Consider the following 26,379-nt stretch of genomic DNA (forward strand, 5'->3'; position numbering starts at 1 on the left):
AAAACTAAAAGGCTGTCGGTCCGGGTGCGGAGCGACAGCCCTGCCCTGAGAATGGATGCGGACCGCGGCGCTATCGAGCGCCGCCGGTCCGCTCTGCCTTTGCCTCGTCCCACCACCAGATGGTAGGAAAACCGTTGGAGAATTCCGGCAGGTTTTCGGGATGGCTGAAGCGGTCCCACCGGGCGACGCGGGAGGCGCGTAGCGTGTAGCTGGGGACGACGTAGTGGTTGGCGAGCAGCACCCGATCAATCGCCTTGGTGATCGCCTCCTGGCTCTCCCGGTCATCGGCCACCACCAGTTGCTCGATCAGCGCATCGATCGCCGGATTGGCGATGCCGGCATAGTTCTGCGAACCTTCCTCATTGGCTGCCGCTGAGCCGAAAAAGAAGCGCTGCTCATTTCCCGGCGACCAGGATTGCGCCCAGCCGGTATAGATGACGTCGAAGTCGAACGAGCGGGTGCGGTTGATATATTGCGGGCTGTCAACGGTTCGCAGCGAGACGTCCACGCCGATCTGGCGGAGATTGGTCGCTAGGTTCTGGGCGACCGGTTCAATCGTGGGTCCATTGAGCAGGATCTCGAAACCGAACTGCTCCCCGTTTCCATTCACAAGACGGTTGCCTTCCAGCGTGTAACCAGCCTCGTTAAATAATTGCAGCGCCTGCCGGAGGTTTGCTCGCAGCTTGCCGGGATCGCCGCTGACGGGGTTGGTGTAGGGCTCGGTAAAGACGCTCTCTGGCACTTGGTCGCGTACGGTTTCGAGCGCCTCCAGTTCCTCGCCTTCAGGCAAGCCGCTGGATTTGAAGGGCAGGCCGAAGAAATAGCTGTCGATGCGATCATATTGATTGAAGAAGAGCGTGTTGCTCAGTTCCTCGAAATCGAAGGCATAGTTGAGAGCTTCGCGCACTAGCGGATCCTGAAACTTGTCGCGCCGCAGATTGGGAACGAAGCCCATCATCAGGCCAGAATTGGCGTAGTCCTGCGGGAAAACCTCCTTGATGACCCGTCCCTGTTCCACGGCGGGAAAGTCATAGGCGTTGGCCCAACGGGCGGCTTGATTTTCATACCACCAGTCGAACTGATCAGCCTTGAAGGCCTCGAACATAACCGTCATGTCGAGGAAGTATTCGATTTGGTAGGTGCCGAAATTGTTGTGGCCCACCTCGGTCGGCTCATTGATACCCCAGTAGTCCTCCACCCGTTCATAGGTGATGGTGCGGCCCGCATCAAAGCTGTCCAACCGGTAGGGTCCCGAGCCAAGCGGCGGCTCCAGGGTGGACTGGGCAATGTCGCGGGCGTTGCCTTGCGCGTCCGTGCCCTCCCACCAATGCTGCGGCAGAACCATGAGCTGACCCAAGATCAGAGGCAGTTCGCGATTGCCGGTCTGGTTGAAGGTGAACGTGACTTCCCCGGGAGAGGTTACCTCGGCAGATTCGATATTGGCATAGTATTGCTGCCGGTCGGGGTTGACCTCGAGCAGCTTCTCGAAGGTCCAGACCACGTCCTCGGCGGTCACTGGCTCACCATCGTGCCAATATGCGTCGGGATCGATACGGAACGTCACCGAGCCATAATCGGGCGCGATCATCAACGCCTCGGCGAGGTGGCCGTAATAGGTGTTCACCTCGTCCAACGAGGGGGTCATAAGTGTCTCGTAGAGGAGGCCGATACCGCCTGCAGGCTCGCCCTTGGGGAGGATCGGGTTGAAGGTATCGAAGCCGCCCATATCCCCCATCCGGACGGTGCCGCCCTTGGGTGCATCGGGATTGACGTAGTCGAAGTGCTCGAAGTCCGCGGGATATTTGGGTTCACCTTCCAGCGTGAAGGCATGGGTCCAAACGCCGGTAGGCGTCTGGGCTATTGCGGGAGCAGCCAGGCTGGTGAACACCATGCCGGTAGCGAGAAGGGCGGCGGCGAACTTCATGAGCGGGCTCCAGGCGAGATGTCAGTTCTATGACGGCAGACTAGGGGTATTTACTGCGGCGTCAAAGTGGGGGAGCGATCAGTTTCCAGTGTGCTGATGTCGAAGGCTGCGGCCATCAGGGCACGGGTGTAGTCGGACCGGGGAGAGGTGAAGATGTCGTGCGCGGCGCCTGCTTCCACGACCTTGCCGTTGCGCATGACGATCAGCCTGTTGGCGAGGGCGCGCACAACCTTGAGGTCGTGCGAAATGAACAGGTAGGTGAGGCCATGCCGCTCCTGCACGGCGCGGAGGAGATCGACCACCTGCGCCTGGATGGAGACGTCGAGCGCCGAGGTCGGCTCGTCCAGCACGAGGAATTTGGGCTCGAGCACGAGTGCCCGCGCGATGGCAATGCGCTGGCGCTGGCCACCGGAGAACTCATGCGGATAGCGGAAGCGGGCCTCTGCCGGCAGGCCGACTTCTTCGAGCACGCGCACCACACGCTGCTCGCGCTCGGCGGCGCTCAATCGCTTGGCATGCACCTTGAGGCCTTCGCCGATGATCTCGCTGATCGACAGGCGGGGGCTGAGCGAGCCGAACGGGTCCTGGAAAACGATCTGCATGTCGGACCGGAGCGGCCGCATGGCACGCCAGGAGCGGGACTGCACTTGCTTGCCAAGGACAATGATGCGCCCCTCGGACGCAATGAGACGCAAAAGCGCATAGCCCAGTGTCGACTTGCCGGAACCGCTTTCGCCGACCACGCCGAGCGTTTCGCCACGGCGAATGGAAAGGTCCACGCCATCCACGGCACGGATATGTCCCACCGTGCGGCGCAGCAGGCCGCGCTTGATGGGAAACCAGACCTTGAGATCGGCGACGTTGACAATTGTGGGCGCGTCGGGGATCGACACCGGCGGGCTGCCCTTGGGCTCAGCGGCCAGCAGATGACGGGTATAGGCGTGCTGCGGCTGGGTGAAGATGGTCTCGACCGGACCCGCCTCGACTATTTCCCCGTTGGTCATGACGCAGACCCGATCCGCGATACGCCGGACGATCCCCAGGTCGTGGGTGATAAAGAGCATGGCCATGCCGAGCCGCTGCTGCAAATCCTTGAGGAGCATGAGGATCTGCGCCTGCACGGTCACGTCGAGCGCCGTCGTGGGCTCGTCGGCGATCAAGAGGTCCGGCTCATTGGCCAGCGCCATGGCGATCATCACGCGCTGGCGCTGCCCGCCCGAAAGCTGGTGCGGATAGGCGGCGAGGCGGGTGGCCGGGTCGGGGATGCCCACCGCCTCGAGCAGTTCGAGCGTGCGCTCTCGGGCTGCACTGGCGCGCAGCCCACGATGGATGGCCAGCACTTCGCCGATCTGGCGCTCGACCGTATGCACCGGATTGAGCGAACTCATCGGCTCCTGAAAGATCATCGAGATGCGGTCGCCGCGAATGGCGCGCAGCTCGGCATCGGGTGCCGTGACTAGGTCCGTGCCCTTGAAGGCGATCTGCCCTTCGAGCGTCGCTACGCGCGGCTGCAGCTTGAGCACCGAGAGAGCCGTCACCGATTTCCCCGAACCACTTTCGCCGACGAGGGCGAGCGTTTCCCCAGGTGCGATGTCAAAGGACACATTGCGCACGGCCCCATGTGCGCCAAAGCGGATGTTGAGATCGCGGATGGAGAGCAGGGGCGCCGTCATGCCAACGTCTTTCGCGGATCGAAGGCATCGCGCACCGCCTCGCCGATGAAAACCAGCAGCGTCATCATGATGGCGATGGTGAAAAAGCCGGTGAGCCCCAGCCACGGCGCCTGGAGGTTGTTCTTGCCCTGGGCGAGAAGCTCGCCCAGCGACGGTGATCCCGGCGGGAGGCCAAAGCCGAGCAGGTCGAGCGAGGTCAGCGTCACCACCGATCCCGAGAGAATAAACGGCATGAAGGTCAGGGTCGCCACCATCGCATTGGGCAGCAGGTGCCGCCACATAATGGTGCCGTTGGAGACGCCCAGCGCGCGTGCGGCCGTCACATACTCGAAATTGCGGGCGCGCAGGAATTCGGCCCGAACAATCCCCACCAGCGACACCCAAGAGAACAGCAGCAGAATGCCCAGCAGCACCCAGAAGCTGGGCGCGATGACGCTGGAGATGATGAGCAACAGGTAAAGGGCGGGGACGGACGTCCAGATCTCAATGAAGCGCTGGCCCAGCAGGTCCACCCAGCCGCCGAAAAAGCCCTGTGCCGCGCCGGCGGCAACGCCGATGACCGATGAGAGGATGGTGAGCGTCAGGCCGAAGAGTATGGAGATGCGGAAGCCGTAGAGAAGACGCGCCAGCACATCCCGACCACGCTCGTCAGTGCCCAGCCAATGGTAATTGCCCCAGTGGCAGTTCGGGTCAGCGGCGCCTTGCGGATAGCGGACACAGTATTGTTCCTGGGTCATCGTCCAGGTTGGGGCAACTGCGCCCGAATGGGGCAGAAAGCCGTCAACCGTGGCGTAGCTGAAGCGCACGGGCGGCCAGATAGCCCAGCCATTGGCGTCGATCTCGTCGGCGATGAACTCGTCACGATAATTGGTGATGGCGAGAAAGCCGCCAAAGCGGGATTCGGGGTAGTCAACGAAAGCGGGTAATAGCAGCTCGCCCTTGTAGGACACGACAATCGGCTTGTCGTTGGCGATGAATTCGCTGCCCAGTGTCGCCAGGAACAGCGCGAGAAAGATCCAAAGCGACCACCACCCACGGCGGTTGCGGCGGAAATTGTCCCAGCGGCGCTGATTGAGGGGCGAGACAAAGCGGTTGCGGGGCGCTTCCAACACGGCGGCCTGACGGGTCATGACCTCACTCATACTTCGCGGCTTTCGAAGTCGAGGCGCGGATCGACCCACATATAGGCGAGGTCGGAAATCAACGAGATCACGAGGCCCAGAAGGCTGAAGATATAGAGCGTGGCAAACACCACCGGATAGTCGCGGGTCGTCACCGATTGCAGGCCCAGAAGGCCCAGCCCATCGAGCGAGAAGATGGTTTCGATCAGCAGCGAGCCGCTGAAGAAGGCGCCGATAAAGGCGGCCGGAAAGCTCGCGATGATCAGCATCATGGCATTGCGGAACACATGGCCATAGAGCACCTGCCGCTCGGTCAGGCCCTTGGCGCGGGCGGTGGTGACATATTGTTTGCCGATTTCATCGATGAACGAGTTCTTGGTGAGAAGCGTGGTGGTGGCAAAGGCGCCCAGGCCCATCGCTATGATGGGCAGGACCAGGTGCCAGAAATAATCGAGCACCTGCCGCCACCAGGGGAAGCTCTCCCAACCGGGCGAAGTCAGCCCGCGCAGGGGGAAAATCGACCAGAAGCTGCCCCCAGCAAAGAGAACAATCAGCATGATGCCGATCAGAAAGCCGGGAATGGCGTAGCCGATGATGACAATGGTGGAGGTCCAGACATCGAAGCGCGAGCCATCGCTGACCGCCTTCTTGATGCCCAGTGGAATGGAGATGCCATAGGCGATCAGCGTCATCCAGAGCCCGAGCGAAATCGAGACGGGCATCTTTTCGAGGATGAGGTCGATGACGGAGATGTCGCGGTAGTAGCTCTCGCCGAAGTCGAAGCGCAGGTAATTCCAGAGCATGTTGACAAAGCGCTCCAGCGGCGGCTTGTCGAAGCCGAATTGCCGCTCGATCCGCTCCACCAGCTCAGGTGGCAGGCCCTGGCTGCCGCGATAGCCCGACTCGTTGCCTTGCCCCGGCTGACCGGCGAAATCTCCAGCCGAACTGCCGGTGATGCGTTCGGCGATGGAGTTGTTCTGGCCCGAAAGATTGGCGAGCGCCTGTTCGACCGGGCCACCCGGAGCGAATTGGGTGATCAGAAACGAAATCGCCATGATCCCCAACACGGTCGGGATCATCAGCAGCAGGCGGCGGAGGATATAAGCGCCCATCAAGTCTCCGGCAGGTGCATTCTGCCTAAGCTAACCCCGCCAGTAGTTGCGGCAGCAAATCACCATAGGGTGAAACGACTTGTCGGCAAGTGCAACAGTTTGGTGAAGGCAAGAGGCCGCAGCAGCGCCGTTTCCGCTTGCCCTCGGGGCGGGGGGAGGCCACCATCGGCGTCAAAGGAGCCGACCATGTCCTATGAAACCATTGCCCTAGCCGACTCCTTGTCCACCGCCCGCGTTCTGGTCGCCGCCTTGCGGGCGCACGGCTTTCATCCCCTGGAAGGCCCCGAGGGCGGACTGCCCGGTATCAGCGGTCTGTTTGGACCGGACGGCGTGCCTGTGCAGGTGCCCGAGGAGGAGGCGCGCGACGCCGGATTGCTCGCCCGCGATCTGTTGCGGGAGATGAGCGGATCGTAAGCGCCCCCTATGCGTTGCCCCTCAAATCGGCCACAATGGTGAGCCTTACGTGCCGGGCGGGCGGCAGTTGAACGACTTCAGGGCTTTGGCTATAAGCCGGCCACACAGTAACCTTTTGTTAAGCCTTAGGGCAGGAGCAGACCGATGATGGTTTGGATGCGCGGATCGTTTTCCGCGGCAGGACTTGCGGCAATCGCGCTTCTCGTGGCCGGGTGTCAGTCCACTGGCTCGAATACCGCCAATCTCAACACGATCGGCGCGCCGCAGCAGCAGATCGCGCCCGTGCAGCAGTCAAGCGTGCAGCAAAGCACGCTCCCCGTTCTTGGTGGTGCCACCGGTGTTCCGGCCCCAGGCCTTTCGGGTCAGCCGGTGATGGGCGGGGTTCCCGCAATCCCGCCGACCACGACCACGACCATGCCTGGCCCCGGTGGCACCAGCACGCAGGTGGCTTCCAACGGCTCCTTCGTGACACTTGGGCCGACCGGGCAGCCGACCTCGCTTGGCGTCAGCTCGGGCATGGGTGCCGGCGTCGGTACCGGACCTGAAGGCGTGTGGAACGTCACAGCGGGTGCTGCAACCTGCCGGCTGAACCTGCCGATGACCACCAAGACCGGCACGAACCACTATCGTGCCTCGGCCCCAGGCTGCGCGGTTCCGGCGCTGGCCGGCGTCAGTGGTTGGCAGCAGGTCGGCTCGCAGCTGCAGCTTTATGATGAAAACGGCAATATCGCCGCGTTCCTGGCCCCCAATTCCGGCCGCTATATCGGTACGCTCAGCGGTGGCCAGGCTATCTCCATGTCGCGCTAAGCTGGACAGGTATTCGTTCAGCCCGGTTTGAGCTCCCAACAGACATCACCTAGCCATGGTCCCGTCAGCACTGCCTATGCAGAGCTGGCGGGCCGTGGTGTTTTGGTGGCTGACGCGGCGCAGCAGCAGGCGGCGGGTCTGCTCGACCAGGTGCTTGCGGGGCTGGCGGCGGACCAACCGCGCGGTTTTTTCGCCAAGCTGTTCGACAAGCCGGCTGAGCCAGTCGCTGGGCTTTACCTCCATGGCGAGGTGGGGCGCGGCAAGACCATGCTTATGGACCTGTTCTTTGCAGCGGTGCCGATTGCCGAAAAGCGCCGGGTGCACTTTCACGAGTTCATGGACGAGATGCATGCCGGCATGGCCGCCTTTCGCAAGAGCGAGAAAGGGCGGGATGCCGATCCGGTCGAGGCAGTGGTGCGGCCGCTCGTCAAATCCAGGCTGCGCCTCCTGTGCCTGGACGAATTCCATGTGCATGACATCACCAATGCCATGCTGCTCTACCGGCTCTTCGACAAGCTCTTTGCGCATGGAGTGACGCTGGTCGCGACCTCCAATGTGGTGCCCGACGAGCTCTACAAGGATGGGCTCAATCGCCAGCTCTTCCTGCCCTTTATCGACTTGCTCAAGCAGCATGTGCGCGTAGCGAGCCTCGAGGCCGAGCGCGATTATCGGCGCATGAAGTTCGCCGGGCAGGACGTTTATGCGTTCGGAACCGGCCCTGAGGTGAAGGCCGCCATGGACCGGCTCTGGCAGCGGATCACGGGAGGCGCGGAGGCGGGTCCCGCCGTGGTCGAGAGTATCGGGCGCAAGATCCCTGTGCCGGCGGCAGCCATGGGCGCGGCGCGCTTCGACTTCGCCGATCTCTGCGACAGGCCGCTGGGGTCCCGTGATTTCGTGCGGCTCGCGCATCAGTTCGATTCGATCGTCATCGACGGCGTGCCGCAAATGGACCGGACCAAGTCCGATGCAGCCAAGCGGTTCATCCTCCTGATCGACAATCTCTATGACCGCGGCGTCAAATTGGGCGCCAGCTTTGCGGTGCCGTTGGAGCAGCTGGGCAAGGATGAGCGGACGGCTTTCGAGTTCCAGCGCACCGTGTCGCGCCTCATCGAGATGCAGTCGGAAGAGTATCTGGGAAAAGGCCTGCGCGACGCGCCGGCCGGGAGTTCGTAAGCCCCCCACCTAGCCTCCCCCTGGGAGGGGGAGGGACGGACCGCGCTTGTGACTAGATCTTCCCACCGCCACTGCCCGGTTCCTCCCCCTCCCAGGGGGAGGCTAGGTGGGGGTAACTCCCCAAATCCTCACCTTGCCCGTTCGGCATTGCCCCTTCGCCCATCAGCAAGAGCGAAACTGCGGCTTTAGACGAAGGGTTCACTTGCCCCCCATGACCGACAGGGTTAAGACGTGCGCCAATTCAACGCAGTCGGGGAAGTCAGCATGGCGCGCAAGAAGATAGCTCTCATCGGTTCTGGTCAGATCGGGGGCACCTTGGCCCACCTGGCAGCACTGAAAGACCTCGGGGACATCGTCTTGTTCGACATCGTGGATGGGGTACCGCAGGGCAAGGCCCTCGATATCTCCCAGTCCGCTCCGGTTGAAGGCTATGATGCCAAGATCACCGGCACTTCCGAATACAAGGACCTTGCCGGCGCCGATGTGGTGATCGTCACCGCCGGCGTGCCGCGCAAGCCCGGCATGAGCCGCGATGACCTGCTCGAAATCAATCTCAAGGTGATGGAGCAGGTGGGCGCGGGCATTGCAAAATATGCCAAGGATGCGCTGGTCATCTGCATTACCAACCCGCTGGACGCGATGGTGTGGGCGCTGCAGAAGTTCTCCGGCCTGCCCACCAACAAGGTGATCGGCATGGCTGGCGTGCTGGATTCCTCGCGCTTCTGCCACTTTATCGCCGAAGAGCTGAACGTCTCGATCGAAGACGTGAACGCCTTCGTGCTGGGCGGCCATGGCGACACCATGGTGCCGCTGGCGCGCTATTCGACCGTTGCCGGCATTCCGCTCACCGACCTCATCAAGATGGGCTGGATGACCAAGGAGCGTCTTGAAGAGATCATCCAGCGCACCCGCGACGGTGGCGCCGAGATCGTCGGGCTGCTCAAGACCGGTTCGGCCTTCTATGCGCCGGCCACTTCCGCCATTGCCATGGCCGAGAGCTATCTCAAGGACAAAAAGCGCGTTCTGCCTGCTGCCGCCTATCTCAATGGCGAATATGGCGTGAAGGGCACCTATGTCGGCGTGCCGGTGGTGATCGGTGCCGGTGGCGCCGAAAAGATCGTCGAGATCGACCTCAACTCTGCCGAGCAAAAGGCGTTCGACAAATCGGTCGGCGCGGTCGAGGGCCTGATCGAGGCCTGTAAGAAAATCGCTCCCAAGTTGGCCTAACCAGACATTCAGCCGCCGTCCACCAGGGCGGCGGTTCGGCTTTATCGGCGTGTCGCAACGCCGTGACACTATCCCGAGCATCCAAGGGGAAATAAATGAACATTCATGAACACCAGGCCAAGGCGCTGCTGAAGACGTACGGCGCCCCGGTCGCCGAGGGCGTCGCGATATTTTCGGCTGATGAAGCTGAGGCTGCGGCCAAGCAGCTTCCCGGTCCGCTCTATGTCGTCAAGTCGCAGATCCACGCCGGGGGCCGCGGCAAGGGCAAGTTCAAAGAGCTGGGGCCGGACTCCAAGGGCGGCGTGCGTCTCGCCAAGTCAATCGAGGAAGTCGTCACCAACGCCAAGGAAATGCTGGGCAACACGCTGGTCACCAAGCAGACCAGCGACGCCGGCAAGCAGGTCAATCGCCTCTATATCGAAGATGGCGCCGACATCGCGTGCGAGCTCTACTGCTCGCTGCTGGTCGATCGTGAGACCGGCCGGGTTTCCTTTGTCGTCTCCACCGAGGGCGGCATGGACATCGAGGCGGTAGCCGAGCACACGCCCGAAAAGATCATCACCGTTGCGGTTGATCCCACTGCGGGCGTCACTGACGCCGATGTGGCCAAGATCGCCGATGCCCTCCAGCTTGAAGGCGTGGCCCGCACCGATGCGGCCAAGCTCTTCCCGATCCTCTACAAGGCCTTTGTCGAGACTGACATGAGCCTGCTCGAGGTCAACCCGCTGATCGTCATGCAAAACGGCCGCCTCCGCGTGCTCGACGCCAAGGTCAGCTTCGACAACAACGCCGCTTTCCGTCACGAGGAGCTCAAGGAGCTTCGGGACCTCTCCGAAGAGGATGAGAAGGAAATCGAGGCGTCCAAATACGACCTCGCCTATGTGGCGCTCGACGGCAATATCGGCTGCATGGTCAACGGTGCGGGCCTGGCCATGTCCACCATGGACATCATCAAGCTCTACGGTGCCGAGCCGGCCAACTTCCTCGACGTGGGCGGTGGCGCCTCCAAGGAGAAGGTGACCGCGGCGTTCAAGATCATCACGGCCGATCCGGCAGTGAAAGGCATCCTGGTCAACATCTTCGGCGGCATCATGCGCTGCGACGTGATCGCTGAAGGCGTCATTGCCGCAGTCAAGGAAGTTGGCCTCCAGGTGCCGCTGGTGGTCCGCCTCGAAGGCACCAATGTCAAGGAAGGCAAGGCCATTCTCGACCAGTCCGGCCTCAACGTCATTTCGGCCGACGATTTGGACGATGCGGCCCAGAAGATCGTCAAGGCGGTGCAGGGCTAGCGCGATGCGCGCCGCTCTGGCTTCCATGCTTGTGCTTGCCCTGCTCGCGCCCGCCGCGGCCCAGGGCAAGACCAAAACACCCGCAGTGCCTTTTGGCGTGCAGGTGGTGGAAGTCTGCGAGCGGTTCGCCAGTGGCGACAAGCGCGCGCTCGACGATGCTGGCCAGTCCGGCTGGGATGCCGAGGGGCAGGACAGCGACACGCCGTTTGTCGAAGTGTTCGCCGGGTCGCGCACCCTCCAGGGGTTCGGCATTGGGCAGCTCTTTGCCTTTGTCGAGACCTATCCCAACACCCTCCTGGGCTATTGCCGGGTCGAAGTGCCCACGCCCACGGGCGATGGTGCCCAGCAGATCGCGGCCATCGAAGGCCTCGACCGCTACGCGGGGACGTCGCAGACAACGGGTGAGGGGATCTTTGCAAGTCTCGCCAGCACTGAGAGCTCCGCAGAAACCATGCTGCTTACCCATTGGACCGACGAAAGCTTCGTCGTTCAGATGACAACTATCACGCCACAACCTGTGGCAGCCAACTAACCGGGACTGCTGCCGCCCCTAGGGCAGCGACAGACGGCGCCCAGCGCCAAGAGACGAAAGAGAAATAGATGTCGATCCTCGTCAACAAAGACACCAAGGTTCTCGTGCAGGGCCTCACCGGCAAGACCGGCACCTTCCATACCGAGCAGGCCCTGGCCTATTTCGGCACCAAGATGGTCGGGGGCACGCACCCCAAAAAGGGCGGCGAGACTTGGTCCTCGGGTGTCGACGGCACCGAATTGCCGATCTTTACCTCCGTTGCCGAAGGCAAGGAAAAGACCGGCGCGAATGCCTCGGTGATCTATGTGCCGCCCGCTGGCGCTGCCGCCGCCATCGAGGAAGCGATCGACGCTGAAATTCCCTTGATCGTGTGCATCACCGAGGGTGTTCCGGTGCTCGACATGGTGCGGGTGAAGGCCAAGCTCGAAAAGAGCAAGTCGCGCCTGATCGGCCCTAACTGCCCGGGCGTGCTGACGCCCGAAGAATGCAAGATCGGCATCATGCCCGGCTCGATCTTCTCCAAGGGGTCGGTGGGCATTGTCTCGCGCTCGGGAACGCTTACCTATGAAGCAGTGTTCCAGACGACAAATGAAGGCCTGGGCCAAACTACGGCAGTGGGTATCGGCGGCGACCCGGTGAAGGGTACCGAGTTTATCGACGTGCTGGAGATGTTCCTGGCTGACGAGGCGACCAAGTCGATCATCATGATCGGTGAAATCGGCGGCTCGGCTGAGGAAGACGCGGCGCAGTTCCTGATCGACGAAGCCAAGCGCGGCCGCAAGAAGCCGATGGCCGGTTTCATCGCTGGACGCACGGCACCAAAGGGCCGCACCATGGGTCATGCTGGCGCCGTAATTTCAGGCGGTAAGGGCGGTGCCGAAGAAAAGATCGCGGCGATGGAAGCTGCCGGGATTCGCGTCTCGCAGTCGCCAGCCCGCATCGGATCCACCCTTGCTGAAGTGCTCAAGGGCTAACCCTTAAAAAGGGCGGATTGAACTAAGGTCTGTCGCGCTTTCGCCACCCGGTGATGGTACGGCAATCACAATCGGATGAGACGCGGCGCCAACGGGGGCGCCGCAAGTCTTAACAAGATACAAAGGAAAAGCGGTCAATATCCGTGCACTCTGCAGACCGCATGTGAAACCGGCCCTGCTGGCCGGTTCGTTGAGAAGGATGGCGGGGCGTGGGCCTCGCGACAAAAAGCGATGACACGACAGGAAAAGAACGACACGTTCTTGCTGACCTCGTTCCTCTATGGGGGGAACGCCGACTACATCGAACAACTCTATTCCCGCTACAAGAGCGATCCGGCCAGCGTCGATGAGACCTGGCAGAGCTTCTTCGGCCGGCTCGACGATGGCGAGGGCGTGGCGCAGAAGAACGCCGAGGGTCCCAGTTGGGAGCGCAAGGACTGGCCGCAGAGCCCCAATGGGGATCTGGTCAACGCGCTGGACGGCAATTGGGGTGAGATCGCGGTCAAGACCGAGAAGGCTGTCGCCAAAAAGGCCCAGGCCGCCGGCGCACCCCAGGCCAGCACCACCGACGTGCTCCAGGCCACCCGCGATTCCATTCGCGCTATCATGATGATTCGCGCCTATCGCATGCGGGGTCATCTGCATGCCGACCTCGATCCGCTGCAGATGAAGGAAAAGGATCCGGCGCCCGAGCTCGATCCGGCTAATTACGGCTTCACCGAAGCTGACTACGGCCGCAAGATCTTCATCGACAACTATCTGGGCATTGAATACGCGACGATCCCCGAGATGCTGGCTATCTTGCGCCGCACCTATTGCGGCACCGTCGGCATCGAGTTCATGCACATCTCGGATCCTGAGGCCAAGCAGTGGATCCAGGAGCGCATCGAGGGTCCGGACAAGGAAATCACCTTCACCGCCGAAGGCAAGAAGGCGATCCTCAATAAGCTGATCGAGGCCGAAGGCTTCGAGAAGTTCATCGATGTCAAATATACCGGCACCAAGCGTTTTGGTCTTGATGGCGCGGAAGCCACCATTCCCGCTCTCGAGCAGATCATCAAGCGCGGCGGTGCCTTGGGCATCAAGGACATCGTCTTGGGTATGGCCCACCGCGGGCGCCTCAACGTTCTGACCCAGGTCCTGGGCAAGCCGCATCGTGCGCTGTTCCATGAGTTCAAGGGCGGCGCCTTTTATCCCGACGATGTCGAGGGTTCGGGCGACGTGAAGTACCATTTGGGTGCTTCGTCCGACCGTGAGTTCGACGGCAACAAGGTCCACCTGTCGCTGACCGCCAATCCGTCTCACCTTGAGATCGTCGATCCGGTGGTGCTGGGCAAGGCCCGCGCCAAGCAGGACCAGCACATCGCACCCGATGGCAAGCTGGTGAACATCGCGACGGACGGCAAGCCCGACCGCTCCATGGTGCTGCCGCTGCTGATCCATGGCGACGCGGCCTTTGCCGGGCAGGGCGTCGTGGCCGAGTGCCTCGGCCTGTCTGGCCTCAAGGGGCACCGGACCGGTGGCTCGATCCACTTCGTCATCAACAACCAGATCGGCTTCACCACGGCGCCGATGTATTCGCGCTCCTCGCCCTATCCGACCGACGTCGCCAAGATGATCGAGGCGCCGGTCTTGCACGTGAATGGCGATGATCCCGAAGCCGTCGTGTTCGCGGCCAAGGTCGCTGTCGAGTACCGGCAGAAGTTTGGCCGCCCGGTCGTAATCGATATGATCTGCTACCGTCGCTTCGGCCACAACGAAGGCGATGAGCCCAGCTTCACCCAGCCGCTGATGTATTCCAAGATCCGCGCGCACAAGTCGACGCTCGAGCTCTATTCCAGCAAACTCGTCAGCGAAGGCCTCGTGACGAACGACGAGGTGGATCAGCTCAAGGCGGAATGGCGCAGCAAGCTCGAAGGCGAGTTCGACGCTGGGCAGGACTATCGCCCCAACAAGGCCGACTGGCTCGACGGCGTCTGGAAGGATTTCAAGCCCGCCGAGCAGGAAGGTCCACGCCGCGGTGATACCGGCGTCGAGCTTGATCGCCTCAAGTCCATCGGGCAGTCGCTGACACGCGTGCCCGAAGGCTTCAATGTCCACAAGACCGTCAAGCGCTTCCTCGACAATCGCCTTTCCGCGATCGAGAGCGGCGAAGGGATCGACTGGGCCACTGCCGAAGCGCTCGCTTTCGGCTCGCTCGTGACCGAAGGTCACCCGGTCCGGCTTTCAGGCCAGGACGTGGAACGCGGGACGTTCAGCCAGCGCCACTCGGTGCTGAACGACCAGCAGGTGGACAACAAGACCTATACGCCGCTTAACAATCTGGCGGACGACCAGTGCCGCTACGAGGTCATCAACTCGATGCTCTCGGAAGAGGCGGTGCTGGGCTTCGAATATGGCTACTCGCTGGCTGAGCCCAAGGCGCTGACCATCTGGGAAGCCCAGTTCGGCGACTTCGTCAACGGCGCCCAGGTGGTGATCGATCAGTTCATCTCCTCTGGCGAGCGCAAGTGGTTCCGCATGTCGGGCCTCGTGATGCTGTTGCCGCATGGCTACGAGGGCCAGGGGCCGGAGCACTCTTCGGCACGTCCCGAGCGGTTCCTCCAGCTGTGCGCCGAGGACAACATGCAGGTCGCCAACTGCACGACACCGGCAAACTACTTCCACGCTCTGCGCCGCCAGGTGAACCGCGACTTCCGCAAGCCGCTGGTGCTGATGACGCCCAAGAGCCTCTTGCGCCACAAGCGGGCGGTTTCCGGTCTCGATGAGATGGGCCCCGATTCCTGCTTCCATCGCCTGTTGTGGGACGATGCCGAGGCGCCCGGCGTACCCAAGACGACGATCAAGCTCGCCGCCGACGACAAGATCCGCCGCGTGGTCCTGTGCACCGGCAAGGTCTACTACGACCTGTTAGAAGATCGCGAGAAGCGGGGCATCGACGACGTCTATCTCCTGCGCGTCGAACAGCTCTACCCGTTCCCCGCCAAGGCCGTCCTTGATGAGCTCAACCGCTTCAAGAATGCGGATATCATCTGGTGCCAGGAAGAGCCCAAGAACATGGGCGCCTGGGCCTTCATCCAGCCTTATGTGGAGTGGGTGCTCGACCAGATGGGCCGCACCAATGAGCGCGTTCGCTATGTCGGCCGCCCAGCCTCTGCTTCCACAGCCACGGGTCTGATGCGGACCCATCTCGCCCAACTGCAAGCCTTCCTCGACGAAGCCTTCGCTCAATAAAGGACAAAGCCAATGTCGACAGAAATCCGGGTACCCACGCTGGGCGAAAGCGTCACCGAAGCAACCATCGGGCAGTGGTTCAAGAAGGTGGGCGACAGCGTTGCCGCCGATGAGCCAATCGTCGAGCTCGAGACCGATAAGGTCACGATCGAAGTGCCGGCGCCTGCCGCTGGCGTGCTAGAGGCCATTTCCGCCGAAGCCGGTTCCACCGTTGACGTGGGCGCTCTTTTGGGCGCCATCGGCGCGGCTGGTGCCGGGGCGGGGTCGTCCGCACCTGCGGCCGCAGCCAAGAATGGCGGTGGCGATCAGGCTGCGAGCCAGACTTCGGCCGAAGCGGTGCGCGGCACCCAGCCGCCTCCGGGCTCGTATAGCCAGTCCACCGACATCAACGGCGTGCCGGGACAATCGGGTGGCGCCGCAAAGTCGGGCACCGACATGCCGCCAGCGCCATCGGCGCAAAAGCTGATGAACGAAAAGGGCATCGACGGCTCGACTGTCGAAGGTTCGGGCAAGCGTGGCCAGGTGCTCAAGGAAGACGTGCTGGCGGCCCTCGGTCGTCCCGCTGCTGCCAAGGCGCCCGAGCAGTCGGCGCCTGCCGCCAAGCCGGCCGAGGCCAAGGCTCCCGCCGCGCCGCGCGCCCCCGTTGCTGCCGATGACGCTGGCCGTGAAGAGCGCGTGAAGATGACGCGTCTGCGCCAGACCATCGCGCGCCGCCTCAAGGACGCGCAGAACACCGCTGCCATGCTCACCACCTTCAACGAGGTGGACATGAAGCCGGTGATGGACCTGCGCAACTCCTACAAGGAGCTCTTTGAGAAGAAGCACGGCGTCAAGCTGGGCTTTATGGGCTTTTTCACCAAGGCCGTGGTCCATGCGCTCAAGGAAATCCCGGCCGTCAATGCCGAGATCGATGGCGACGACCTGATCTACAAGAAGTATGCCCATATCGGGGTGGCCGTGGGCACCGACAAGGGTCTCGTCGTTCCGGTTGTCCGCAATGCCGACCAGATGAGCATTGCCGAGATCGAAAAGGAAATCGGCAATCTGGGCAAGAAGGCCCGCGACGGCCAGCTCTCCATGGCCGACATGCAGGGCGGCACCTTCACCATCTCCAATGGTGGTGTTTATGGCTCGCTGATGTCGACCCCGATCCTCAACGCCCCGCAGTCGGGTATCTTGGGCATGCACAAGATCCAGGAGCGGCCGGTGGTCGTAGGCGGGCAGGTTGTCGTGCGCCCGATGATGTATCTGGCGCTCAGCTATGACCACCGGATCGTCGACGGCAAGGAAGCGGTGACGTTCCTGGTCCGCGTCAAGGAAAGCCTTGAGGCTCCCGAGCGTCTCGTGCTCGACCTCTAGCGGCAAAGGGGCGCAAGATCGCCCCATTCCAATGGTTCAAGAAGGCCCGCCTCGTGCGGGCCTTCGTGCGTTGGCGCGTTCGTGATGCGCGTTACCGCCGATGCTAACAGTCTGTTAACGCGTCTGCCCCAGATGCGGGGTGTTGTTTTCAGTTCTTTCATGGAGGAGAGCGCGTTTTGCGTCCCTTGGTTTTCGCCGCCCTCGCTTGCCTCACCGCCTCATTTCCTGCCGCTGCCCAGGAGCAGTCCAATCCGCAACTGATCGGCGAACTCATGGCCTTCCATGGCTCGGAAGCAATCGTTTCGGTGATGACCACCCATTGCTACGAAACAACCGGGCTGGACGCGACCTACAAGGATGCCGCAGAAAATTGGCATCTGCGCAATATCGGCTTTCTCGATCTCGCCGACCGCGTCATCGAGCGCCTCGGCGGCGCCGCCGAAGGCCAGCAGAAAGCCGCCGAGACCTATGGTGGCAGCCAGATCATGTCGGCTTACAATCAGGCTGCGGACAAGAACACCTTCTGCCGCGCCTTCCTTGAACGGGTGAACGAAGGCGAGCTCGACATTGACAAGCAACTCCCCGAGCCGCTCGCTCGGGCGCAGGAAGTCGCATCGGAGTAGGGTGCAGTAACCCCCTCCCGGCCTCCCCCTGAGAGGGGGAGGAGCAGAGGGGCTCAGCACCCGCAACAGAGTGGAGCCATCCCTCCCCCTCCCAGGGGGAGGCTAGGTGGGGGTTGCTACCCCAATCTATCACCTTATCCACTTATCCCCCTCCCCAAAACCTCAGCTACACTCCTCCCTATTCCCCCGCAGGAGCGGCGCTGCAGCGACCAGACAGGCGGGTGGAACCACGGGACTTCGGGGAGATCGCCCCCGGAGTGGGTCCGAGCGGTGTTGGTCGGATATACGCCTCTCCCTGCCTGCTTTGGGGAGACGCAACACCAGCTGGTCCGGCAAATCCCGGATAACCTCGAGGCGAAGTCGTCTCACCTACTACCAATCCCAAGAGGCGGTTCGCCTCGGGGTCCGCTCCACTTCGCGCAACCGACGGATCACGCCCGGCGGGCGTAGGCGCATGCGCCGGCTCAGACGAAGGGATGGTGATTTTTGCCGCCTAGCCGGTGGCCTTAACAGTCGAGCGGGGTTACATAGGAAGCAACCGGCGGCGTGTCCGGCACCGACAACTTCTTCAGGGCTCCTCAAAATGGCAGACGTTTTCGACCTCACCATCATCGGCTCGGGTCCGGGCGGCTATGTATGCGCTATCCGCGCCGCACAGCTGGGGATGAAGGTTGCAGTGGTGGAGAAGTGGCCAACGCTTGGCGGCACCTGCCTCAATATTGGCTGCATCCCGTCCAAGGCGCTGCTGCATGCCTCCGAGCTCTTCGAAGAAGCCACCCATAGCTTCAAGGGGCTCGGCATCGACATTCCGCGGCCACAGCTTAACCTGCCGCAAATGATGAACCACAAGTCCGACACCGTTGCGGCCAATGTCGGCGGCGTCGACTATCTCTTCAAGAAGAACAAAATCACCGTGTTCCGCGGCATTGGCTCGATAGCTGCTCCCGGCAAGGTGCTGGTGACCCCCCAGAGCGGCAGCCAGACCGAGATCGAAACCAAGAACATCGTGGTTGCGACCGGTTCGGTTTCGGCCCCGCTCCCCGGCATCGAGATCGACGAAAAGACGATCGTGACCTCGACTGGCGCGCTTAACCTCGAGAAAGTTCCTGGCAAGCTGCTGGTCATCGGCGCCGGCGTGATCGGGCTCGAACTGGGCTCAGTCTGGCAGCGCCTCGGCGCACAGGTGACGGTCGTCGAGTATCTCGATCGCATTCTTCCGGGCATGGATAGCGAAGTTGCTCGCCAGTTCCAGCGCATGCTGCAAAAGCAGGGCATGGAATTCAAGCTGTCGAGCAAGGTTGCGGGCGTTGAGAAGCAGGACGATGGTTCGCTCAAAGCTCGCGTGGAGCCTGCCAAGGGCGGCGACATGGAAATGCTCGACGCCGACGTGGTGCTCGTTGCGATCGGCCGCAAGCCCTACACCGAAGGGCTGGGTCTCGATCTGGTTGGCGTTGCCCTGGACGAGCGCGGCCGCGTTCGCGTCGACGGACACTACAAAAGCTCCGTCGATGGTATCTACGCCATTGGCGACGTGATCGCGGGCCCCATGCTGGCGCACAAGGCCGAGGACGAGGGCATTGCTGTCGCCGAGATCCTGAACGGGCAGGCGGGCCATGTGAACTATGGCGCTATTCCCGCCGTGGTTTACACCAATCCGGAGATCGCCTCGGTCGGCAAGACCGAAGACGAGCTCAAGGCCGAAGGCATCGAGTACAAGATCGGCAAGTTCCCCTTCACCGCCAATGGTCGTGCCAAGGCGATGCAGGCCACCCAAGGCTTCGTGAAGATCCTCAGCGACGTCACCACCGACCGCGTCCTGGGCGCCCACATCGTCGCGAAAAATGCCGGCGAGATGATCCACGAGCTTGTGGTGCTGATGGAATTCTCCGGCTCCTCGGAGGACCTTGCGCGCTCGACCCACGCCCATCCAACGCTTTCTGAAGCCGTCCGCGAGGCTGCGCTCTCACTGGGTGATGGGGCGATCCACATCTAAGCCGGCCACAGGTTCACCGCACCGCTTCTCCCGAAGCGGTGTGCGCTCGCCGGCATTCATCATACAACATCCCCTTGTTTGTATGTTGACATACCAGGGTGTCTTCCATACCAGTTTCAGCTAGCAAGCGGGCTTAAGTCTATTCAAGCTCGGCGTGCATTGTTGGCGAGCAGAACGCGCTCGCTGCAGAGGAGGAGGCCCATCGCGAGGAGCTTTGGGTTTCCGTGAAAACCTTGGGAGGAACCATGTTTCATCTGCCTAAATTGGCAGCGACTTCGCTCGTCGCTGCAACTCTGATGGTGTCGACCGTCAGCGCCCAGACCGTGCTGCGTTCGTCCGATACTCACCCCGATGGGTACCCCACCGTTGAAGCCGTGGAGCGCTTCGGCGAACTGCTCGAGGAAAAGACTGACGGCCGCTATACGGTTGAAGTCTTTCACTCTGCTCAGCTGGGCCAGGAAGCCGATACGATCGAACAGACCCAGTTCGGCGTGATCGATCTCAACCGCATTTCCATCGGCGCATTCGGCACCCAGGTGCCTGAAGCAACTGTGACGCAATTGCCGTTCATCTTCCGCTCGACCGAGCATTTCCACAATGTGCTTGATGGCCCGGTCGGCGAAGAGATCCTGGCTGCTTTCGATGCCGTGGATGTCGTGGCGCTTGCCTTCTACGATGGCGGTGCCCGCTCTTTTTACAACAGCCAGAAGCCTATCGAGACACCGGCCGACATGGAGGGTCTCAAGATCCGCGTCATGCAGTCCGACATCTTCGTGGACATGGTTGGTGCGCTGGGCGGCAATGCCACACCGATGCCTTATGGTGAAGTCTACTCAGGCATCCAGACCGGCGTTATCGATGGCGCGGAAAACAACTATCCGAGCTACGACACTGCCGGGCACGCCGAAGTTGCCAAGTACTACTCGCTCGACGAGCACCTGATGGTGCCCGAAGTTCTGGTGGTCTCCAAGGTGCTCTGGGATGGTCTGAGCCCTGAAGATCAGGCAGCGTTCCGCGAAGCTGCTGAAGAGTCCGTTGCTTACCAGCGTGAGCTCTGGGCCGCACAGGAAGAAGAATCCCGCGCAGCGGTCGAGGCGCTTGGTGCGACGATCAACGAAGTCGACAAGCAGCCGTTCATCGACGCCATGGCGCCGGTCTACGAAAAGTATGTCACCGATCCGGCTCTGCAGGATCTGGTCGCGCGCATCCAGGCCACCGAAGGCTGATGCAAGACACCGGGTCGGCAACCAGCCGGCCCGGGCTTTCTTAGGAGTGTGAGCTGATGAGAAGCGGGTTGCGCGCCGCAAGCCGTGTGCTGGGCGCTGTGTCCACTGTGGCGCTGTGGCTGTCGGGTATCGGTCTGGTCGCCATGACTATGATCGTGGCCTATCAGGTCTATATGCGCTACATCGCGAACGCCTCTCCTCCGTGGACGGAAGCCGGATCGATCCAGATCATGAGCTGGTTCATCTTTCTGGGTGCCGCTGTGGGCGTGCGCGAGCGGTTTCACATGGGGTTCGACGTTCTGCTTTACGTTATGCCCGCTGCAGCCAAGCCGTGGCTGCGCAGCATCAGCGATATTGCCATTTTCGGCTTCGGCTTTGGCATGGTTTGGTATGGCGGCGAACTCGCCCTCCGCGGTTTGAGCGTCCGCATCCCGGTATTAGGGCTGCCGCAGACCTTCACCTATCTTCCAATCGTCGTCTCAGGCGTCCTCATTTGCTTGTTCGTGCTTGAGCGCATGACCTTTCGGTTGGCAGGGGAGCCCGTAGACGCCGATATCATTGAACCGACTGTGACTGAGGCCTGATCGCCATGGAATACTGGATTCTCTTCGGCGTTTTCGGCGTGCTCATGGTGGTTGGTACCCCCATCGCTTTCTCGCTTGGGATCGCCAGCTTCGCCACCATCGTCTATCTCGGTCGCCCACCCATTGTGGTGTTTCAGCAGCTCAATTCGGGCGTCTCCGCATTCACGCTAATGGCGATCCCCTTCTTCATCTTTGCCGGTGACCTGATGATGCGCGGCGGCATCGCTGCCCGGATCATTGCCTTTGCCGGGGCGCTCATCGGGCATGTTCGCGGCGGCCTGGGGCAGGTCAACGTGGTTGCCTCCGTGTTGTTCGGCGGCATTTCTGGTTCGGCAGTCGCCGAGGCTGCAGCCGTTGGCGGCATCATGATCCCGCAAATGAAAGAGCGCGGTTACGGCGCCGATTACGCGGTCAACGTGACCTCCATGTCGGCCCTGATCGCGTTGTTGCTGCCGCCCAGCCACAACATGATCATCTATTCGCTTTCGGGCGGCGGGCGCATTTCCATCGCCGATCTCTTTACGGCCGGCATTATCCCGGGGCTGCTGCTGGCGGTGGCCCTGATGATCACCGCATACGTCGTAGCCCGCCAGCGTGGCTATCCCACGGAGCCGTTCCCAGGCTTTGCCAGAGCGTTCCAGTATTTTCTGGTGTCCATTCCAGGGCTGATGCTGATCGCCATCATCTTTGGCGGCGTGCGTTCGGGTATCTTCACAGCCACCGAGAGCTCGTGCATCGCGGTGCTCTACGCCTTCCTCGTCACGCTTCTGGTTTATCGGACTATGAGCTGGTCCAACTTCGTCCATTGCGTCAACGGGGCCGTGCGGACGACCGCCATGGTGCTGTTCATCATCGGCGCAGCTGCGTCCTTTGGCTGGCTGATGGCTTATCTGCGCGTCGCACCGATGCTGACTGAGGCGGTCGGTCAATTGACTAGCGATCCACTGATGGTCCTGTTGCTGATCAATGTCCTGCTGCTGCTGCTCGGCACCTTCATGGACATGGGGCCGCTGATCATCATCACCACGCCGATCTTCCTGCCAATGGTCTCGTCCTTCGGCGTCGATCCTGTGCATTTCGGCGTCATCATGATCCTCAACCTGGGCATCGGGCTCAATACGCCACCATTGGGACCAGTGCAGTTCGTGGCCGCGGCTGTCGGCAAGATCTCGATCTGGACGGCCATGCGTAGCGTCTGGCCGTTCTATATCGCAGGTCTCATCGTGCTTGGACTGGTGACCTACATTCCTGCGCTCTCCCTATGGCTGCCAGCATTGTTCCGGGGATAGACGATGAGCCTTTCCGACACCGCTACTCTGCCCACGCGCCGGCCTAAGCTCGCCGATATGGTGGTTGGTACGCTACGCAAGCGGATCAGCGCAGGGGAGTATGGTGCCGGAACCAAGCTGCCCACGGAAAACCAGCTCACCACGATCTTTGGCGTAAGCCGGACAGTGATCCGCGAGGCTATCGCCGCCTTGGCGGCGGATGGACTGGTGCAGTCGCGGCAGGGGGCGGGCGTATTCGTCATTGCCAATGCGGCCGCGACATTCACCTCCATTGGCGGAGAAAGCTCCAACAAGATCTCCGTGGCACTCAACGTTCTTGAAGTCCGCATGGGGATCGAGATCGAATCTGCTGGGTTGGCCGCGGTGCGGCGCAGCGCCAGTCAGGAAGCCGCGATCCAGGAGGCTTTTAACGAGTTCGATCGGCTCCTCAAGCTGGGCACGCCGACGGGGCGCACCGATTTTGCCTTCCATCGCGCCATAGCGGCCGCGACCAACAATCCCTTCTACATCGAGGTTCTTGATGCATTGGGGAGCCGGACCATTCCCTGCGACGTGGCGTCCCCCTGGGGCACCGAAAGCGTCCTCACCTACGAGTACCAGGCGGGGTTGCAGCGGGAGCACTTGGCCATCCTCAAGGCCATTTCCGCTCAGGATGCGGGCGGTGCGCGGGAGGCCATGCGGCGGCATCTGTCCTTGAGCCAGGACCGGTATCGGGCTCGCCTGCACGAATAGGCATTTTGCCCCACCCGACTGAACGACAATTACACAACAAGGATTTCAGCATGAGCACCGATTTCGAGATTCGCTTTGCCATCGACCCGGTCACCACGGCAACGATGAACACCGAGGAGCTGCGCGAGCACTTTCTGATCGAATCCTTGTTCGTGCCTGATACCGTGAACTGGACCTATACTCATTACGACCGCATGGCCGTTGGCGCGGCGGTGCCGACCGAGAGTGCGCTGTCGCTCGATGCCATCAAGCCAACCGGAACGGCGAGCTTCCTGGAGCGTCGCGAACTGATTGCTGCCAATGTGGGCGGCCCAGGTACCATCACCGTGGATGGGACTGAGCACAAACTCGAGCAGCGCGACATGCTCTATGTCGGCATGGGCGCAACTGACGTGCAGTTTGCGTCCGATAGTGCCGATAAACCTGCCAAGTTCTATCTCATCAGTGCACCGGCCCACACGACCTACCCGACCACTCTCGTGCGCCAGGGAGATGCGAACCGGTTGGATTTGGGCAGCCAGGAAACAGCCAACGAACGCTCGATCTTCCAGTATGTGCACCCCAAAGGCATCAAGACCTGCCAGCTCGTGATGGGCTTGACGAGCTTTGCTCCGGGTTCGGTCTGGAACACCATGCCAGCGCACTATCATGACCGCCGCATGGAGGCTTACCTCTATTTTGACCTGCAGCCCGATGCCTTTGTGGTGCACCTTATGGGCGAGCCCGACGAAACCCGGCACCTAATCGTGCGCAACGAGGAAGCGGTACTTTCCCCGCCCTGGTCGATTCACTCGGGCGCGGGCACAGGTTCCTACACCTTCATCTGGGCCATGGCCGGCGACAATGTCGACTATACCGATGTCGAGAAGGTGGCCATGGAAGATCTCCGCTGATGGATCTTTCGGCTTTCAGCCTCGAGGGCAAAACCGTGATGGTGACCGGTGCCAATACGGGCATCGGTCAAGGTATTGCGCTATCGATCGGTCGGGCAGGGGGGCGCGTCATCGGGGTCGGTCGGTCCAGCATGGAAGACACGGCCGAAAAGATGAAGGAGGCGGGCGCCACTTTCGTGCCGATCTCTGCCGATCTCGGCTCTGCAGGCGCTGCCCAGGCGATGTTCGACGATGTTTGGGCAGCGCATGGGCCGATCGATGGCCTGGTCAACAATGCCGGTATTATCAAGCGGGTGGATGCGGTCGACTTCACCGAAGCCGACTGGGATAGCGTGATGGACATCAATCTCAAAACGATGTTCTTCCTGTGCCAGTCGCTTGGTCGGAAGACCATGGCGGAGGGCCGGCAGGCGCAAATCGTCAATATCGCGTCGATGTTGAGCTTTCAGGGCGGCATTCGCGTCGCGAGCTACACCGCCTCCAAGAGCGGTGTCCTAGGGATCACCCGCCTCCTGGCCAATGAGTGGTCGGCGAAGGGCGTGAACGTCAACGCCATCGCTCCGGGCTATATCGAAACCAACAATACCGAAGCCCTACGCGCGGACACCGACCGTTCCAGTGCAATCCTGGGACGCATTCCTGCAGGCCGCTGGGGTGTTCCTTCCGACATCGGTGACGCGGCGGTGTTCCTGCTGTCCCGCGCCGCCAACTACATGCATGGCGCTGTCATCCCGGTGGATGGTGGCTGGTTAGCAAGGTGAGGTCATGACCGAACAGAAACTGTTTGCCCAGGCTGAAGAAACGCCGTGGATCGAACTGGGGCCGGGCAATACGCGGCGCGTGCTGATCCACACACCGGAACTCATGCAGGTGGAATTCGGGTTCGAAAAGGGTGCCGTCGGTGCCCTGCACTCCCATCCGCATATCCAGGTGAGCTATGTCGCCGAGGGCAGCTTTGAGGTGACCATCGCTGGCGTCACCCAGGTCGTCGGCAAGGGTGGTAGCTTTATCGTACCTAGTGGCCTCGAACACGGTGTCGTGGCACTGGAGGCGGGCCGTCTGGTGGACGTGTTCACCCCCCATCGGGCGGACTTTCTCTAGGAAGAAGCGGGGCGCGGCTTTGCGGTGATCACGAGATGCGCCAATCTCGGGTGGGAGCGGGACTCAATCCCTCCCATAAGGATCGTGCTATGCTGAACGTGATCTTCTTCGTTGCAATCACTGCAGAAGCGATGACAGCAGCATTGGCGGCGGGTCGGCGCAAGATGGACTGGTTCGGCGTGTGCCTGATTGCCTGCGTAACCGCTCTAGGTGGTGGAACGACGCGAGACATTTTTCTCGACCACTATCCGCTCTACTGGGTGGGTAATCCCTTAATCCTTCTGCTGGTGTGTGGAGCGGCGCTCTTCACCATCGCCATTGCCCGCGTTGCCTATCATCTGCGCTGGCTGTTCCTCCTGCTCGACGCCCTTGGTCTGGTCGTCTTCACGATTATCGGCTGCAATGTGGCCATCGAGATCGGCGCCCATCCACTGATCGTGATTGTTTCAGGCATGGTCACCGGCATCGTGGGGGGTATCTTGCGGGATGTGCTGTGCAACGACATTCCACTGGTGTTCCGTGGGGAACTCTACGCCACGGTGTCAATCGTCACTGCCGTAATCTACTTCTTTGGGCTTACTGCAGGGTTTCATCCTGACCTCGTCATTCCGGTTGCTATTGCCGTGGGTTTCCCCCTGCGCGTGCTAGCACTCGTCAAGAAATGGCAGATGCCCAAGTTCGTCTATGAGAAGGATCTGTGATGCGGCCTCAGCGCATAGTTCTCTCGCGACGTTCCGGTTTTGACCTGCAGGCGATGTCACGGGGCTTGAACGGACTGCCGGCGCAGTCGGTGGCGCGTCCCGGCCCCTGGGGCAACCCCTTCTCGATCGATGCAGTCGCCGCCGAACTGAGCGTCAACAGGGCGGAGGCTCAAGCGCAGGCCGTGGCGCGGCACAGAAGCTGGATCACGGGAACGCTGATGACCGAACTGGCTCCGCCCAGTCGAGAGAAGATAAAGGCGGATCTCGGTGGCAAGAACCTTGCCTGCTGGTGCCCTCAAGGTACGCCTTGCCACGTCGAGACGTTACTCGAACTGGCCAACGACTAACATCATGCGCGGCAACTTTGGCCCGTGCCGAAACAAACGAATGGGAGACTA

24 protein-coding genes are annotated in these 26,379 nt (G+C 61.7%); 20 read left to right on the forward strand and 4 right to left on the reverse strand.

Going from position 1 to position 26,379, the window contains the following annotated elements; genetic code table 11:
- Positions 1-70 precede the first annotated feature (70 nt).
- From QOV41_RS05170 to QOV41_RS05185, 4 genes are read right to left on the reverse strand one after another with little or no spacing between them, the layout of a single operon-like run.
- Positions 71-1,924 carry an extracellular solute-binding protein gene (locus tag QOV41_RS05170; protein ID WP_284579979.1) on the reverse strand — a complete coding sequence of 618 codons (1,854 nt, stop codon included), beginning with the start codon at positions 1,922-1,924 and terminating at the stop codon, positions 71-73.
- A gap of 50 nt (positions 1,925-1,974) precedes the next feature.
- Positions 1,975-3,597, reverse strand: a complete 1,623-nt coding sequence (locus QOV41_RS05175) for an ABC transporter ATP-binding protein (RefSeq protein WP_284579980.1) — start codon at positions 3,595-3,597, stop codon at positions 1,975-1,977.
- On the reverse strand, positions 3,594-4,727 hold the full coding sequence (locus tag QOV41_RS05180) for an ABC transporter permease (protein WP_415926744.1): 1,134 nt from the start codon (positions 4,725-4,727) through the stop codon (positions 3,594-3,596). The genes QOV41_RS05175 and QOV41_RS05180 overlap by 4 nt, the downstream gene beginning before the upstream one ends.
- 8 nt (positions 4,728-4,735) lie before the next feature.
- Entirely contained in the window at positions 4,736-5,830 is a 1,095-nt protein-coding gene (locus QOV41_RS05185) for a microcin C ABC transporter permease YejB (RefSeq protein WP_284579983.1), read from the reverse strand.
- Between the two features lie 186 nt (positions 5,831-6,016).
- Here QOV41_RS05185 and QOV41_RS05190 point away from each other — a divergent pair, with 186 nt between their 5' ends.
- The 20 genes from QOV41_RS05190 (at position 6,017) to QOV41_RS05285 (ending at position 26,328) form a co-directional block, all read left to right on the forward strand.
- The gene (locus tag QOV41_RS05190) at positions 6,017-6,244 is read left to right on the forward strand and encodes a hypothetical protein (protein ID WP_284579984.1); all 228 of its coding nucleotides are present in this window, start codon (positions 6,017-6,019) and stop codon (positions 6,242-6,244) included.
- 144 nt (positions 6,245-6,388) lie between these two features.
- Positions 6,389-7,051: an AprI/Inh family metalloprotease inhibitor gene (locus tag QOV41_RS05195; protein ID WP_284579985.1), complete on the forward strand. Its 663-nt coding sequence runs from the start codon at positions 6,389-6,391 to the stop codon at positions 7,049-7,051.
- Positions 7,052-7,078: 27 nt separating this feature from the next.
- Entirely contained in the window at positions 7,079-8,224 is a 1,146-nt protein-coding gene (gene zapE / locus QOV41_RS05200; RefSeq protein ID WP_284579986.1) for a cell division protein ZapE, read from the forward strand.
- Positions 8,225-8,488: 264 nt separating this feature from the next.
- A complete protein-coding gene (mdh, locus tag QOV41_RS05205) occupies positions 8,489-9,451 on the forward strand; it encodes a malate dehydrogenase (RefSeq protein ID WP_284579987.1) in 963 nt (320 codons plus the stop codon).
- A 95-nt stretch (positions 9,452-9,546) separates the two neighbouring features.
- Positions 9,547-10,740 carry an ADP-forming succinate--CoA ligase subunit beta gene (gene sucC / locus QOV41_RS05210; RefSeq protein ID WP_284579988.1) on the forward strand — a complete coding sequence of 398 codons (1,194 nt, stop codon included), beginning with the start codon at positions 9,547-9,549 and terminating at the stop codon, positions 10,738-10,740.
- Between the two features lie 4 nt (positions 10,741-10,744).
- A complete protein-coding gene (locus QOV41_RS05215; protein WP_284579989.1) occupies positions 10,745-11,272 on the forward strand; it encodes a hypothetical protein in 528 nt (175 codons plus the stop codon).
- A 68-nt stretch (positions 11,273-11,340) separates the two neighbouring features.
- Positions 11,341-12,246, forward strand: a complete 906-nt coding sequence (gene sucD / locus QOV41_RS05220; RefSeq protein WP_284579990.1) for a succinate--CoA ligase subunit alpha — start codon at positions 11,341-11,343, stop codon at positions 12,244-12,246.
- Positions 12,247-12,477: 231 nt separating this feature from the next.
- Positions 12,478-15,480 carry a 2-oxoglutarate dehydrogenase E1 component gene (locus QOV41_RS05225; RefSeq protein ID WP_284579991.1) on the forward strand — a complete coding sequence of 1,001 codons (3,003 nt, stop codon included), beginning with the start codon at positions 12,478-12,480 and terminating at the stop codon, positions 15,478-15,480.
- Positions 15,481-15,492: 12 nt separating this feature from the next.
- Entirely contained in the window at positions 15,493-16,839 is a 1,347-nt protein-coding gene (gene odhB / locus QOV41_RS05230) for a 2-oxoglutarate dehydrogenase complex dihydrolipoyllysine-residue succinyltransferase (RefSeq protein ID WP_284579992.1), read from the forward strand.
- A gap of 176 nt (positions 16,840-17,015) precedes the next feature.
- Entirely contained in the window at positions 17,016-17,462 is a 447-nt protein-coding gene (locus QOV41_RS05235; RefSeq protein ID WP_284579994.1) for a hypothetical protein, read from the forward strand.
- 583 nt (positions 17,463-18,045) lie between these two features.
- On the forward strand, positions 18,046-19,455 hold the full coding sequence (gene lpdA, locus QOV41_RS05240) for a dihydrolipoyl dehydrogenase (protein ID WP_284579995.1): 1,410 nt from the start codon (positions 18,046-18,048) through the stop codon (positions 19,453-19,455).
- Between the two features lie 245 nt (positions 19,456-19,700).
- Positions 19,701-20,681 carry a TRAP transporter substrate-binding protein gene (locus QOV41_RS05245; RefSeq protein ID WP_284579996.1) on the forward strand — a complete coding sequence of 327 codons (981 nt, stop codon included), beginning with the start codon at positions 19,701-19,703 and terminating at the stop codon, positions 20,679-20,681.
- Between the two features lie 56 nt (positions 20,682-20,737).
- Positions 20,738-21,265, forward strand: a complete 528-nt coding sequence (locus QOV41_RS05250; protein WP_284579997.1) for a TRAP transporter small permease — start codon at positions 20,738-20,740, stop codon at positions 21,263-21,265.
- A gap of 5 nt (positions 21,266-21,270) precedes the next feature.
- A complete protein-coding gene (locus QOV41_RS05255) occupies positions 21,271-22,554 on the forward strand; it encodes a TRAP transporter large permease (protein WP_284579999.1) in 1,284 nt (427 codons plus the stop codon).
- Positions 22,555-22,557: 3 nt separating this feature from the next.
- On the forward strand, positions 22,558-23,286 hold the full coding sequence (locus QOV41_RS05260; protein WP_284580000.1) for a FadR/GntR family transcriptional regulator: 729 nt from the start codon (positions 22,558-22,560) through the stop codon (positions 23,284-23,286).
- Between the two features lie 50 nt (positions 23,287-23,336).
- Complete coding sequence (gene kduI, locus QOV41_RS05265) at positions 23,337-24,179, forward strand: 5-dehydro-4-deoxy-D-glucuronate isomerase (protein ID WP_284580002.1); 843 nt, start codon at positions 23,337-23,339, stop codon at positions 24,177-24,179.
- A complete protein-coding gene (kduD, locus tag QOV41_RS05270; RefSeq protein WP_415926745.1) occupies positions 24,179-24,940 on the forward strand; it encodes a 2-dehydro-3-deoxy-D-gluconate 5-dehydrogenase KduD in 762 nt (253 codons plus the stop codon). Before kduI ends, kduD begins: the two co-directional genes overlap by 1 nt.
- 4 nt (positions 24,941-24,944) lie before the next feature.
- Positions 24,945-25,280: a cupin domain-containing protein gene (locus tag QOV41_RS05275; protein WP_284580004.1), complete on the forward strand. Its 336-nt coding sequence runs from the start codon at positions 24,945-24,947 to the stop codon at positions 25,278-25,280.
- Positions 25,281-25,369: 89 nt separating this feature from the next.
- The gene (locus QOV41_RS05280; RefSeq protein WP_284580005.1) at positions 25,370-25,981 is read left to right on the forward strand and encodes a trimeric intracellular cation channel family protein; all 612 of its coding nucleotides are present in this window, start codon (positions 25,370-25,372) and stop codon (positions 25,979-25,981) included.
- Entirely contained in the window at positions 25,981-26,328 is a 348-nt protein-coding gene (locus QOV41_RS05285) for a DUF4326 domain-containing protein (RefSeq protein ID WP_284580006.1), read from the forward strand. Before QOV41_RS05280 ends, QOV41_RS05285 begins: the two co-directional genes overlap by 1 nt.
- Positions 26,329-26,379 lie beyond the last annotated feature (51 nt).

This window comes from Devosia sp. RR2S18, from assembly GCF_030177755.1.
Lineage (GTDB): Bacteria > Pseudomonadota > Alphaproteobacteria > Rhizobiales > Devosiaceae > Devosia > Devosia rhizosphaerae.